Genomic DNA, 13,974 nt, shown 5'->3' on the forward strand with positions numbered 1-13,974 from the left:
TTTGTAAACACTACCGAATACTTTCACGTCACCAAGAGGGCAATACTGTGCTACAAGAATATCGTAAACACGTAGAAGAACGTGCCGCGTTAGGTATCGTACCAGCGCCATTAGATGCTCAGCAAACGGCTGATCTTATTGAGCTAATTAAAACTCCACCGGCAGGTGAAGAAGAATTCGTCCTAGAACTACTAATCAATCGTGTACCGCCGGGTGTCGATGATGCAGCCTATATTAAAGCTGGTTTTTTAGCGGCTGTTGCTAAAGGTGAAGCCGTTTCTCCACTTATCTCTAAAGAAAAAGCAGCTGAATTGCTAGGTACTATGCTTGGTGGCTACAATATCGCGCCAATGGTTGACCTACTTGATGACGAAGCGTTAGCGCCAATCGTAGTTAAGGGCCTTGCAAACACATTATTAATGTTTGATGCGTTTTACGATGTAGAAGAAAAAGCAAAAGCAGGTAATACATACGCCAAACAAATCATTGAGTCTTGGGCTGCCGCAGAATGGTTTACTAATAAGCCAGCTGTTGCTGAAAAGATCTCGGTTACTGTATTTAAAGTCACTGGTGAGACAAACACGGATGACTTATCACCCGCTCCAGATGCATGGTCACGTCCTGATATTCCACTTCACGCACTAGCGATGCTTAAAACAGAACGTGATGGTATTAATCCTGACAAAAACGGTGAAGTAGGTCCTGTCACTCAACTTGAAGAATTAAAAACTAAAGGCTTACCACTTGCTTACGTAGGTGATGTTGTTGGTACGGGATCTTCACGTAAATCTGCTACTAACTCTGTGCTTTGGTTTATGGGTGCTGATATCCCATTTGTCCCAAATAAGCGCGTAGGTGGTGTCTGTTTAGGTAACAAGATTGCGCCTATCTTTTTCAATACAATGGAAGACTCGGGTGCATTACCAATCGAATTAAATGTTGATGAATTCAACATGGGTGACCAAATCGACATTTACCCTTATGAAGGGGTTGTTAAACGTCACGGTACTGATGACGTGATCTCTACGTTCACACTTAAATCAGACGTCATTCTTGATGAGGTTCGTGCTGGTGGTCGTATTCCACTGATCATTGGTCGCGGTCTTACAGACAAAGCACGTACATCACTGGGTTTAGGTGCAACTGACGTATTTAAAGTACCAGCAGTTACTGAAGTGTCAGATAAAGGCTTTACGCTTGCGCAAAAAATGGTGGGTAAAGCATGTAATGTTGCCGGTATTCGCCCAGGCCAATACTGTGAACCAAAAATGACCACGGTTGGCTCGCAAGATACCACGGGTCCTATGACACGTGATGAGCTTAAAGACTTAGCCTGTTTAGGCTTCTCTGCAGATTTAACTATGCAGTCTTTCTGTCATACATCGGCTTACCCTAAACCAATTGACGTAAATACGCATCATACACTTCCTGATTTCATCATGAACCGTGGTGGTGTATCGCTTCGTCCTGGTGATGGTGTAATTCACTCATGGTTGAACCGTATGTTATTACCAGACACCGTAGGTACCGGTGGTGATTCACATACGCGTTTCCCATTAGGTATTTCATTCCCTGCAGGTTCAGGTGCGGTCGCATTTGCAGCAGCAACAGGTGTTATGCCACTTGATATGCCTGAATCGATTTTGGTTCGTTTTAAAGGTGAAATGCAGCCTGGTATCACGTTGCGTGACCTCGTTCATGCCATCCCTTACTACGGTATTAAAGAAGGGCTATTAACGGTTGAGAAGAAAGGTAAAATCAACGAGTTCTCTGGTCGTATACTAGAAATTGAAGGAGTTGAGCACTTAACTGTTGAGCAAGCATTTGAACTATCAGATGCATCAGCAGAGCGTTCAGCTGCAGGTTGTACCGTTAAGCTTTCTAAAGAGTCGATCAGCGAATACCTTGAGTCTAACATTGTTATGCTTAAGTGGATGATTTCTGAAGGCTACGGTGATGTACGTACAATCGAACGTCGTATTACAGCAATGCAAGAATGGCTAGCTAACCCAGAACTAATGGAAGCGGATAAAGATGCTGAGTACAAGCACGTACTTGAAATCGACTTAGCTGAGATTAAAGAGCCAGTACTTTGTGCGCCAAATGACCCTGATGATGCGCGTTTACTATCTGACGTGACAGGCGAGAAAATTGATGAGGTATTCATCGGTTCTTGTATGACTAACATTGGTCACTTCCGTGCCGCAGGTAAATTACTCGATGGTTTTACTGGTCGTATTCCAACACAGCTTTGGGTTGCACCGCCAACTAAGATGGACAAAGACCAGCTTACGGACGAAGGTTACTACGGTATCTTTGGTCGTGTTGGAGCACGTATTGAAACGCCTGGGTGTTCACTGTGTATGGGTAACCAAGCACGTGTTGCAGATAAAGCAACGGTTGTGTCTACCTCAACACGTAATTTCCCTAACCGTTTAGGTACAGGCGCAAACGTGTTCTTAGCTTCAGCAGAGCTGGCAGCAGTAGCGGCAATTTTAGGTAAATTACCTACTCCGGCTGAGTACCAAGAATATGCAGCGAAAATCAATGCAACGGCAGCAGATACCTACCGTTACTTGAACTTCCACCGTATGCCTCAATACACTAAAAAAGCAGACAACGTAATTATTCAGCAAGCTGTATAATTAATAGAGTTTGAATGAAAAGCCCGCTTCGGCGGGTTTTTTGTCGTTTGAATTTAATTTGGATTATTCATGCTTTAATAATCTTATATTGAATTAAATTTAAGTATTATTTACTTTTTAGTTGAATAATAAAGCAAAAAATCCTCGCTATATGCATTAAAATCCCTGCCAATATTATCATTATTATAAGCAGGATTTTATGACCGCATTAAACAACCAGAATTTACTGCAACTTCGTTTTATTAACCAAGCCAACATTGATTTGGTTAAGCCTTCTTTTGATAACTTACCTGCAAACCCATATGCAGATGGTGCGTTTCGCAAACGCCGTTATTCAGTAGTTAAACTACAAAATGGTGAGCTTAATCTTCAAGCGACTAAAGCGTTTGTGCAAGACGATTCAATTAATACCTTTCAAGGTAATGTTGAACGTACTTACGAAAATTTAGAGCAAAGCTTGCTTGAGTCTGAGGGTATGAAAAGTATTGTTAGCGAATTTTGTGCGATTACCGGTATTGATGCAGAGCGTGATATTGAAATTCACCAATTTAGAATGCTTGCCATTGATAGCGACACGCCAGCAGCCCCAGAAGGTGTGCATCAAGACGGGTTTGATCATGTGTGTGTATGTGGTGTTTCTCATGAGAATTTAGAAGGTGGTGAGCTATTGGTTTATGAAAACCAACAAGCAGAACCTTGTTTTAAAATGGAAATAAAAGACGGCATGTTTGCACTAATTAATGACCGTCAGGTATGGCATAACGCCACGCCAATGAACAAAATTGATGCTAATAAACCAGGTTATCTGGATTGTTTTGTACTAACTGCTTAAGAGAAATAAAATGAATTTAATGCAATTGCGCGCGCAATTTCCTGCTTTAATGCAAACGGTTGATGGCAAGTCACCGGTATTTTTAGATGGGCCAGGTGGCTCACAAGTACCCCAGCCGGTACTCAGTGCCATGACCGCTTATTTAGGGCATTACAATTCAAACTTGGGCGGTGCGTTTTTCTCAAGTGACAAAACGGTTGAGCTAATGGCTAATGCGCGTCAAGCGGCGGCTGATTTGTTAAATGCCCCTAGTGCACAAAATATTGTGTTTGGTCCGAACATGACCAGCCTTACGTTTAGCTTCAGCCGCGCGATTTCACGCAGTTGGCAAGCAGGCGATGAAATTATTGTGACCAATGCAGATCATTTTTCAAATGTATCGTCTTGGCAGCAAGCCGCTGAAGATAAAGGTGCAGTGGTTAACACTGCGCTAATTAACGAAGCCGATTGCAGTTTAGATATGGCGCATTTTGAAAGCTTATTAAACGCTAACACTAAATTGGTTGCCGTTACGTATGCATCAAATACCACTGGCTCTATTAACGATATTAAACGCATTATAGAGCTTGCGCACAATGTCGGAGCATTGGTGTATGTTGATGCTGTGCATTATGCCCCTCATGAACTAATCGATGTGCAAGCATTAGATTGTGACTTTTTAGCGTGTTCTGCATATAAGTTTTTTGGCCCGCACTTAGGTATGGTATACGGTAAAGCTTCGCATTTAGAAGGGTTTACACCTTATAAAGTAGAGCCAGCAAAAGATATTGCTCCTGGTCGTTGGGAAACTGGTACCCAAAGTTTTGAAGCACTAGCGGGCTTTATTGCGGCGGTTGATTATATTGCGGCAATTAGCGAACTTGATGACAGTCACTCACGCCGAGAAAAACTGCGTGTTGCGTTTGAAAAAACGAAACAACACGAGATGGCGCTTAGTGAATACTTTTTGACACGCCTGGTTAATTACCCGCGTATTAAATTGTTTGGTATTGATGACTTAGCACGCTTAAGTGAGCGTACCCCTACGTTTGCACTGACCTTTGAAGGGTTAGAGCCTCGCCAAGTGTCTGAATTTTTGGGCAAACAGCATGTATGTGTATGGGATGGACATTTTTACGCCCAAGGTTTATGCAAACAACTTGGTGTGCTTAATAAGGGCGGCGTAGTACGCATTGGGTGCATGCACTACAACACCCTAGAAGAAATCGACACGCTCTTTAATTTGTTTGATGAGCTACTAGGTTAATCCCTTATTTATTCAATACTTTTTAAAGCCATAAGTAAAAATTACTTATGGCTTTTTTATTGGCTGATTACCTAGCTTTGTGGCGTTCCATATATTTGCTCTGCTCGATTAAACAAAACCCATGAGGTTAAAATATACTTATCATTTGATACTGGCTTATTGCCTCTATGTGTATGCGTGAAATATCCTGGAGCAACCACCATGCTGCCTTTTTTAGGGGCTATTTTACGATTTTGATAATAAAACTCGGTTTCTCCGCCTTCTTCAACATCATTTAAATAAAACATAAATAACAATACCCGATGCAGGGCTTCATTATGTTGTAACTGCGGATACACCTCACTATGCCAATACGGATAGCCCCCTTTATTGACCTCATATTTTTGTGCTTGAATATTACCGAGCCTAAAAATTTGTTGCACCAATAAAGGAAGTTGTGGTTTACCTACTTCGTCATAATTGGCATGAGTCAAATCTACCGGCTGGCCTGTTTTTGGGTGATACACTTTTAAACCAAATGCCCCAATCATCATAAAAATATGTTCTTCGATGTATTTAAAAACATACTGTGCAGTGGTTTGTTGAATATGTTTTAATTGTTCTGCGTATTCAGGATGATTGTTTAAGTGCAGGTCGTGGCTATCTTTTTTATTAAGATCAACGCCGCCCGATGTCATCCCTTGTTTAATATGCGGGCTTTGAGAAAAGGTAGTGATAAAGTTATCGCAAAAGTCACTGCTGAGCGCGTTGTCATACACGCGGATAAAGTCCGTCATGAGTTACCTGTTTAATTATTATGGATTATTATGTTTACTGAAAAAGTGATGCCGCGCTTTAGCGAAACGGATGCACTCGGACACATCAACAATACCGTACTCCCTGTTTGGTTTGAAGCCGCCCGAGTACCTATTTTTAAATTTTTTACCCCTGATCTTAATCCTCACAACTGGAAGTTAATTATTGCTAAGGTTGAAGTGTCGTTTGTCGGCGAGTTATTTTATGCCCATGAAGTGACAATTAACTCCAGCATAGAGCAGATTGGTAATAGCTCATTTGTGATCCGCCAAGAAGCCTGGCAGCAAGATAAGTGCTGTGCTATTGGTAAAACGGTCATGGTACGTTATGACTTCGCCAGCAAAACAAAGCAAATGCTTTCGGCTGATGAAAAAGCTGCATTAACACAGCACCTTGTTGCAACGAGTTAATCGCAGTTTAGCTATGACTTAGTTAAATATTGCCCTAAGGCAATGACTTGTTTTTCAGTAAAGCGTAGTCCGAGCTTAGTTCTGCGCCACAATATATCTGCGTTAGTTCTTAACCATTCATGGTTAACTAAGTGTGCCATAGCTGCGCGCTATACGTTTTAAGGTGTCGATTGGTAGCCTCTTTTTTGTGGGCTCAGTATTTAATATTGGATTTTTATGTTGTGACAGCTAATTGCTATTTGTAGGTATGCTAAAAAGGTTGGCCTTGAAATAGGCCAACCATAGTACTTCCTTTACTGACCATGTATCGATGATTGCTGAAGTTAGATTGATAAATCACGAGCTACTCGACCGCATATCTTGATTAAGCGGAAAATCCACCGTCGATCATCAAGTCAGCGCCAGTGATATAACCCGCTTCTGAGCTAGCAACGAATGCAACTAAGCTAGCAATCTCCTCAACTTGACCATAACGACCAAGTGCACCTATTGCTTTTACAGGCTCCGAAGTATCGCCATTGTCTGGGTTTAAGTCAGTATCGACTGGACCAGGAAGAATGTTATTAACTGTAATGCCTCTAGGGCCTAGATCGCGAGAGAGACCTTTAACCAATCCGGTTAGTGCAGACTTACTCATTCCATATATTGAACCGCCAGCAAAAGGAATGCGCTGAGCGTTCGTACTACTGATATTGATTATTCTGCCATTATTTTTCATGCGTTTCGCGGCTTCATGAATAGCCACAAACACACTTCTTACATTGGTATTAATGGTCTTGTCCCAATCATCCATTGTCAATTTTTCAATACTGTCCCAGATCAGCGTACCTGAGTTATTTACGACAATATCAATTTGACCAAGTTGTTCTATGGTTTCGCTGATTGCATTTCTGATATCTTCAGGCTTAGTGCTATCCGCCTTTATTGCGATGACTTTGCTACCTTGTGAAGTTAAGTTCTCAGCAATCGCTTTAGCTTTTTCGTGAGATGACACAAATGTAAAAGCAACAGACGCTCCCTCCAATGCCAACCTCTCAACAATGGCGGCACCAATACCGCGACTGCCACCTTGGATAAAAGCAACCTTCCCACTGAATCTATTGAAGTTATTCATTATGTTTACCTTAATTAAAATTAGTTGATGTGAATAATCTCGTTGATGTATGCAGAATAATCGATTCACATTGGTTTATTAAGTCTTTAAAATGATAAACACAAAGTCCTGCAGGGAATTAATGATGTTAAAAAGCCAATTTATAGAAGTTCGTCACTTTGTCACCGTTGCGCAGTTGGGGAGTTTTACCCTTGCGGCTCAAGCGCTTGGAATGACCGGTTCAGCTTTAAGTAAAAGCGTTGCTCGACTAGAAAAACAGCTAGGCACCAAACTCCTTCATCGAACAACTCGACGCATCGCGTTAACCAATGATGGGGATTCCTATTTAGCCGACTGCCTTAAAGCGATGACCATTTTAGAGGAAGCAGAGAAGCGCTTAAGCAATCAACAGTTATTGCCATCAGGGCGTGTGCGTATTGATTTACCCGCAGTTCTCGGTAGAAGAGCAATCCTACCCAAGTTGCTAGAATTAACGTCCAAGTTCGAGCAATTAGATCTATCTATTACCTTTAATGACCGTCCTACGGATTTAGTTAGTGATGGGATTGATCTTGCGATCCGCGTTGGGCACTTAGAAAACTCGGGCGATATTGTTGCACGTAAAATTGGGGAGCAAAAAAGGGTGATATGTGCCTCTCCCTCTTATTTGGCAACTCGAGGGCCGATTACCAAAAAAGAAGATCTAGCCCAACATGATTGCATCGTCGGTTGGCCTATAGGACAAAGGCATAGTTGGCTGCTGAAAAATGCTAAAGGGGCAACCGAATCTGTTGATATTTCAGCACGTCATGAGATAGCCGACTGTGAAGGTATTTTGCAATCGACTTTATCTGATGCAGGTTTAGCTCAACTACCAGTATGGTTAGTGAAGCAATACCTTGATGATGGGCAATTATGCCCTGTATTAGAGAAATTCAATGGCGAAGGAGCACCCATCAGTATTGTTTGGCTAAAAACACCTTACATTCTGCCTAAAATAAGAGTCACCATAGATGAGATTATTACTTTAGCTAGCCGTCATCCAGATGTTTTTGAGGCTTCTTTGTGATTTTGATTAATCGAAGTACGACATCGCAGGTACTTTTAGTATTATTGTGTGCGCCCATAAGTATTCTTGTGTTTACTTGCTCACTCTTGTCGTCAGTGCTATTGAAAAGTCTAACTTGTTCAATGCAATACAATGTAGCCATTTTGCGTATAAATCGTTGCGCTCTTCACTGCTTATACTTGGTTCAAAGCGGCGAACGCTTGGCAAGCTGCGCAGTTGATTCATACACCTCAGTTTGTAATCCTGCTAAGTAAGTCACCCCCAGTGAGGTGGTTTCGGTTAAAGTAAGGCGCTCACTCATCACAGCACCTTGTTGCAACGAGTTAATCGCAGTTTAGTTGTGGCAAGCAGGATGTTTAGTTAAATATTGCCCTAAGGCAATGACTTGTTTTTCAGTAAAGCGTAGTCCGAGCTTAGTTCTGCGCCACAATATATCTGCGCTGTTTTTTGCCCATTCATGGTTAACTAAGTAATCAACTTCTTGTGTATATAAGCCATGACCAAAGTGATAACCTAAATCGCCGATTGCTTGGCTTTTACCCAATAATTGAAAACTAAGTGTGCCATAGCTGCGAGCCATACGTTTTAAGGTGTCGGTTGGCAGCCAAGGATAGCTGCTTTCTAACTGAGCGATAAGGTATGCTTGGTTACTAAAGTCGCCGCCTGGTAAAGGGGTGTTTTTCGTCCACGAGCCACTCATTTTTGGGTAAAAAGGCGCTAACTTATTGACGGCATTTTCTGCAAGCTTTCTATAAGTGGTAATTTTGCCACCAAACACACTTAATAATGGAGCATGATCAGCCTCATTATTTAATATCAGTTTGTAATCGCGGGTGACAGCTTGGGCATCTGTTGATTTGTCATCTAACAGCGGGCGCACGCCACTAAACGTGTGCACAATATCCGCTTCGCTTATTGGCTTTTTAAAGTAATGATTAGTAATACTGATCAGGTATTCGATTTCTTGCTCACTAATTTTTACATCAGTAATATCGCCGGTGTACTCTTCATCCGTGGTGCCAATCAGTGAGTAATCTTGCTCATAAGGAATCACAAATACAATGCGGTTATCTTCATTTTGTAAAATATAGGCAACTGGCTGGCTATGAATTCGAGGCACCACAATGTGACTGCCTTTTACAAGACGAACAGTATGTGGTGTGGGCTGGGTAAATACATCTTCAAATAATGACGCGACCCAAGGGCCTGCAGCATTTACAACACTTTTAGTTTTAATATTTAGGTGTTGTTTGCTGGCTTGCTGCTCTAAAGTCACATCCCAATAGTCTGCGTTACGGGTGGCTTTAATACAGCGCGTGCGTGTTGCAATGGTGGCGCCCAAATTATGCGCTGCTTGTGCGTTTAAAATCACTAAGCGCGCGTCATCAACCCAGCCGTCTGCGTATTCAAAGCCTTGGGTGATGCTGCTGTTAAGTACGCTATCGCTGTTAAACTCAATCGCTTTTGAAGCTGGTAAAGTATTACGCCAGGCTAGATGGTCATAAATAAATAACCCCATGCGAATCATCCATGGCGAACGCAAATGTGCTTGGTGCGGCAGTCGAAAAGACAGTGGCCACATAATATGAGGTGCTTTTTTTAACAGTACTTCACGCTCACGCAAGGCCTCTCTTACCAATCTAAATTGATAGTTCTCTAAATAGCGAAGCCCGCCATGAATAAGTTTGCTGCTATTAGAAGAGGTAGCAGAGGCTAAATCGTTCTGCTCACATAAGAGTACTTTTAAGCCACGACCACTAGCATCGTCTGCAATGCCAGCGCCATTAATACCGCCGCCAATAATGAGTAAGTCATATTCGTTGTCGTGTGCGCTCATAGATTTCACAGTGTTTAGTCTCTCTCGTCGTCAGTGCTATTAGAAAGTCTAACTTGTGCAATGCAATGTAGCCACTTTGCGTATAAATCGTTGCGCTCTTCACTGCTCATGGTTGGTTCAAAGCGACGATCGCTTTTCCACATGTTGGCAAGCTGCGCAGTAGATTCATATACCCCAGTTTGCAGGCCTGCTAAGTAGGCAACCCCCAATGAAGTGGTTTCGGTCAAGGTTGGGCGTTCAACGCTTGCGCCTAAAATGTTAGCTAAAAATGCCATGGCCCAATTATTGTTTGCCATGCCGCCATCAACCCTTAAAATACTAGGGCGAAGTCCGTCACCCTCCATGGCTTTTTGTAAATCTTTGGTTTGATAACCCACCGACTGTAAGGCAGCTGCCACAATAGTACTAATGCCTGAATCTCGGGTTAGGCCTAAAATAGCGCCTCTTGCATTTGCATCCCAATAGGGCGCTCCTAAGCCAGTAAACGAGGGCACTAAAAACACCCCATGATCTAAGGGAACACCTTTGACAAGGGCTTCACTTTCACCTGCGTTTTCTAATAGTTTTAGGCCTTCTACTATCCATTGCATGGTGGCACCAGCCATAAAAATGCTGCCTTCAATTGCATAGGTGGGTTTGCCGTTGAGCCGATATGCAAGAGTGGTTAATAAACGATTACTTGATTTTAGTGCTTTATCGCCAGTGTTAAGCATTAAAAAGCAGCCCGTGCCGTAGGTGCTTTTTGCCATACCTTCTTCAAAACAGGCTTGACCAATTAAAGCCGCTTGCTGATCGCCTGCAATACCACAAATAGGAATTTCACTACCGAACAACTCGCCGCTTGTTATCCCAAAATCAGCCGCTGAGTCCATTACCTCAGGTAACATAGCCAGTGGGATATCAAATAAAGCCAGTAATTCTTCATCCCAGCATTGCTGATGAATATTAAACAGTAAAGTTCGTGAGGCATTAGTGGCATCGGTTTTGTGCACTTTACCGTCGGTTAATTGCCACAATAAGTAGGTATCTACCGTGCCAAATGCTAGTTCACCTGCTTGTGCTTGCTCTTTAGCGCCAGTGACGTTATCTAAAATCCAACGAACTTTGGTTGCAGAAAAATAAGGGTCGAGTACTAAACCGGTTTTATCATTCACCATTTTCGTATGCCCAGCATGGCGTAAACTATCGCAATATTCACTGGTGCGTCGGTCTTGCCATACAATCGCGTTATAAATAGGTTGCCCAGTTTTTTTATTCCACACTAAAGTGGTTTCTCGCTGATTAGCAATGCCGATGGCAATTATGTCGGCGGCAGTTACTTGTTGCTGCGCTAAGAGGTTTTTGACGCTGGTTAATACAGTTTGCCAAATATCTACAGGATCGTGTTCAACCCAACCATTTTTTACAAAATGCTGAGGGAAGGTTTGTTGAGCACTCCCTATCACCTGTGCATCTTTGCTATATAAAATAGCCCGAGAGCTTGTCGTTCCTTGATCAATCGAGAGTAAGTATTTAGCCATAAAAAATAACGTTGTTTAATTTAGATAAAGGTAGCTTGTCTTTAAGCGAAACGAATAGCAATGCTTTTGCACCATAATGGTTAAAATTATAGATTAGCAAAGGGTAGGAGAGGGAAATGATAATTAAATTTTGGCGCCTATTATTTAATAGACGCCAAGCAATAGTGATTAATCAGTAGTCGTTAATTGTTGATGTAACCAATCTTTTAATACCATTCTGTCGTGCTTTAGCTGCTGCATAGCTTCGTCATCGATAGGTGAGTCTTGTAGTTCAAGTACCCGAATTTCTTTATCGATTTCATTGTATTGTTTTGCTTTAGTAGCAAAGTTTTCATCATTTGCATTGAGTTTTGCAATTGTTTGCGTGTAATCAGGAAAGTCTTTAGTTAATGAATGGTCTTCGCCTAACATAGGTTACTCCTTGTTTATACGTATTTAATGCGCTGTTGGATAATGCAGGTCACTTTACTGATAGACAGTTTGTAACTACTGAATTACTCATATAATAGAGCTTGGGCTGATTTAAAATAAATCAACCATTGCTGATTGTAAGCGAGCTATTTGTTTTAGCTGAGCTGCAAAACACTGACACCTGCAAAGCCTTCAGTTAGAATATGCATGCAATAACCATCCGCCTAATTACTTTGAGTACTTTAATACATGCTTTTAATGATCGATAACTACGACTCGTTTACCTACAATTTGGTACAGTATTTTCAACGATTAGATCAAGAAGTGGTGGTAAAACGTAACGACCAAATAACGCTGAGCGAAATTAAACAGTTAAACCCCGATCATATTGTGATTTCTCCAGGCCCTAAAAGCCCAAGTGAAGCGGGAGTATCGTTATCTGTTGTAGAGCAATTTAAAGGAACTTATCCTATATTAGGTATTTGTTTGGGGCACCAAACTATTGCTCAGGTGCTAGGTGGTAAGGTGGTGCGCGCTAAACAGGTTATGCATGGAAAAACATCGCCAATTTATCACCAGCATCAAGGTATGTTTAAAGGTTTACCAAACCCGCTGACAGTGTGCCGCTACCATTCTTTAATTGTTGAAGCACACTCATTACCTAAAGAACTAGAAGTAACAGCATGGACACAAAGCAACACTGGGCTGCGTGATGAAATTATGGGGTTGTTGCATAACGAGCTCGCACTTGAAGGCGTGCAGTTTCACCCTGAAGCAATTTTGACCGAGCAAGGCTTAGCCTTACTTGATAACTTTTTAACGCGCTTCTAGGCTTATACCTGTAAGCTATTTTCCTTTTTTGCCTTAAGATAGAGTTTATGACCGATACATTGCAGCAACAGCGAATTGTTAACGTGCTACACCAACGAGCGCATGATTTGCTACTGGGTCATAGTTTTGCTAATCAGCAAATAGGCTTTATTCATACCTTAGACCTCAATGACGGTAAACCCGTTAAAAAGCGTACCTTATTAGAAGTTGAAGTGGCCGCTCAGCAAAAGCGTCAACAAAAAAGTACTTCACATCAAAAGTTACAGGCAAAAACCAGTCAAAAATTACATACGGTTATTGAAACCGTGATGGCCAAACGTCTTGAAGACATAGATTTAGTCATCAAAGACACTGTTGGTATAGATGATAATGTGCCCGCGATACTTGATATTCTTGCAACACGCGCGGCATCGGTCGGTCGTTTAGAGCCGCTAATTAACGATTTAAACTGGCTTGGACGAGAGCTGGTTACCTTAGTTAATTTACCTTTTTATCGTAAGCAACGCAGTAAAGGCACCTCAGTCAAAGTAGATACCCCAGCATTGGCATTACGTTATTTAGGCTTAGACAACCTGCAACTGGTAGTGCCTACTTTTGCAGTGCGCCATTGGATGCCAAACAGTACCGCACCATTTCCGCTATTAAAGCGCAGGTTAAAAGACAATACTATGTCATGTGCTATTGCGGCACAAACTCTAGCGCAGCTTAATGGGTTAAATCCCATGCATGCATTTACCTTAGGCATGTTATTAAATGTGGGGCAAATTGCCTTAGTGCGCTTATATTTAAAAGTGTTTGAGCAAGTATGGCAACGCAAAATACAGCGTGCTCGTGAAGAAGGTGACAAAAACCTACACACTGCGTTGTTGGAGTTAAAACCTGACCCGCTATTTTTAACGACATTGCTGAATGAAAAATCACTGCTTGTTAGCGCCAAGGTGATTGAAACCATGTCATTTAAATACTTACCCTTTAACACTGTTATGCAGCAGTTAGTGAATGGGACAGAAAAAGGTGATAGCTTATTGCCATTATCACAAGTAATTTTAAAGGCGCGTTGTTACTCTCAGTACTTAAATTTAAAAGAGCATCAGCTTATTGAAGACGATGAATTACAAAGCTGGTTTAGCTATTATAAGTTTACAAAAAAAGAGTTAGAGACCTTACAAACAGCTAATTTTACTAATTTGGCACTTCAAATCGATTAAATCTGTTAATTTTTTTGCGACTATTCATTCACTTTAATTCTACTTATTCATGTGCAGTTGGTTTATAAGCGCTATGC

General features: G+C 41.7%; 13 protein-coding genes and 1 pseudogene. 7 read left to right on the plus strand and 7 right to left on the minus strand.

The annotated features are described in order from the left end of the window. The first annotated feature begins 47 nt into the window (after positions 1 to 47). The 3 genes from acnB (at position 48) to PUND_RS00995 (ending at position 4,723) form a co-directional block, all read left to right on the plus strand. The gene (acnB, locus tag PUND_RS00985; RefSeq protein ID WP_010392047.1) at positions 48 to 2,645 is read left to right on the plus strand and encodes a bifunctional aconitate hydratase 2/2-methylisocitrate dehydratase; all 2,598 of its coding nucleotides are present in this window, start codon (positions 48 to 50) and stop codon (positions 2,643 to 2,645) included. Between the two features lie 199 nt (positions 2,646 to 2,844). Beyond that, positions 2,845 to 3,477: a 2OG-Fe dioxygenase family protein gene (locus PUND_RS00990; protein WP_008108423.1), complete on the plus strand. Its 633-nt coding sequence runs from the start codon at positions 2,845 to 2,847 to the stop codon at positions 3,475 to 3,477. Positions 3,478 to 3,487: 10 nt separating this feature from the next. Continuing rightward, entirely contained in the window at positions 3,488 to 4,723 is a 1,236-nt protein-coding gene (locus tag PUND_RS00995) for a cysteine desulfurase-like protein (protein WP_010392052.1), read from the plus strand. 71 nt (positions 4,724 to 4,794) lie between these two features. On the opposite strand, the gene PUND_RS01000 is transcribed toward PUND_RS00995, so the two are convergent. Next, a complete protein-coding gene (locus PUND_RS01000) occupies positions 4,795 to 5,499 on the minus strand; it encodes a 2OG-Fe(II) oxygenase (RefSeq protein ID WP_010392055.1) in 705 nt (234 codons plus the stop codon). A 30-nt stretch (positions 5,500 to 5,529) separates the two neighbouring features. Between PUND_RS01000 and PUND_RS01005 the strand changes: the two genes are divergently transcribed. Continuing rightward, positions 5,530 to 5,928 carry an acyl-CoA thioesterase gene (locus PUND_RS01005; RefSeq protein ID WP_010392057.1) on the plus strand — a complete coding sequence of 133 codons (399 nt, stop codon included), beginning with the start codon at positions 5,530 to 5,532 and terminating at the stop codon, positions 5,926 to 5,928. Between the two features lie 11 nt (positions 5,929 to 5,939). Here PUND_RS01005 and PUND_RS18420 read toward each other — a convergent pair whose 3' ends face one another. Both PUND_RS18420 and PUND_RS01015 read right to left on the minus strand, forming a co-directional pair. Continuing rightward, entirely contained in the window at positions 5,940 to 6,068 is a 129-nt protein-coding gene (locus tag PUND_RS18420) for a hypothetical protein (protein ID WP_258306477.1), read from the minus strand. A 224-nt stretch (positions 6,069 to 6,292) separates the two neighbouring features. Beyond that, on the minus strand, positions 6,293 to 7,042 hold the full coding sequence (locus PUND_RS01015; protein WP_010392059.1) for a 3-oxoacyl-ACP reductase family protein: 750 nt from the start codon (positions 7,040 to 7,042) through the stop codon (positions 6,293 to 6,295). Positions 7,043 to 7,166: 124 nt separating this feature from the next. Here PUND_RS01015 and PUND_RS01020 point away from each other — a divergent pair, with 124 nt between their 5' ends. After that, positions 7,167 to 8,090 carry a LysR family transcriptional regulator gene (locus tag PUND_RS01020; protein WP_010392061.1) on the plus strand — a complete coding sequence of 308 codons (924 nt, stop codon included), beginning with the start codon at positions 7,167 to 7,169 and terminating at the stop codon, positions 8,088 to 8,090. Between the two features lie 123 nt (positions 8,091 to 8,213). Here PUND_RS01020 and PUND_RS01025 read toward each other — a convergent pair. The 4 genes and pseudogenes from PUND_RS01025 to PUND_RS01040 all read right to left on the minus strand — a co-directional run. Continuing rightward, positions 8,214 to 8,385: pseudogene (locus PUND_RS01025) on the minus strand (glycerol kinase); the annotation flags it as partial. A 39-nt stretch (positions 8,386 to 8,424) separates the two neighbouring features. Then, complete coding sequence (glpD, locus tag PUND_RS01030) at positions 8,425 to 9,927, minus strand: glycerol-3-phosphate dehydrogenase (protein WP_021033100.1); 1,503 nt, start codon at positions 9,925 to 9,927, stop codon at positions 8,425 to 8,427. Positions 9,928 to 9,941: 14 nt separating this feature from the next. Then, complete coding sequence (gene glpK / locus PUND_RS01035; RefSeq protein ID WP_010392067.1) at positions 9,942 to 11,447, minus strand: glycerol kinase GlpK; 1,506 nt, start codon at positions 11,445 to 11,447, stop codon at positions 9,942 to 9,944. A 168-nt stretch (positions 11,448 to 11,615) separates the two neighbouring features. After that, positions 11,616 to 11,858, minus strand: coding sequence for an HP1242/YdcH family protein (locus tag PUND_RS01040; RefSeq protein WP_010392071.1), 243 nt, complete (start codon positions 11,856 to 11,858; stop codon positions 11,616 to 11,618). A 249-nt stretch (positions 11,859 to 12,107) separates the two neighbouring features. Between PUND_RS01040 and PUND_RS01045 the strand changes: the two genes are divergently transcribed. After that, on the plus strand, positions 12,108 to 12,689 hold the full coding sequence (locus PUND_RS01045; RefSeq protein WP_010392074.1) for an anthranilate synthase component II: 582 nt from the start codon (positions 12,108 to 12,110) through the stop codon (positions 12,687 to 12,689). A gap of 47 nt (positions 12,690 to 12,736) precedes the next feature. After that, positions 12,737 to 13,897: an HDOD domain-containing protein gene (locus PUND_RS01050; protein WP_010392076.1), complete on the plus strand. Its 1,161-nt coding sequence runs from the start codon at positions 12,737 to 12,739 to the stop codon at positions 13,895 to 13,897. The last annotated feature ends 77 nt before the right edge of the window (positions 13,898 to 13,974 follow it).

Origin of the sequence: Pseudoalteromonas undina (genome assembly GCF_000238275.3) — a bacterium.
In the GTDB taxonomy this organism is placed as follows: Bacteria; Pseudomonadota; Gammaproteobacteria; order Enterobacterales; family Alteromonadaceae; genus Pseudoalteromonas; species Pseudoalteromonas undina.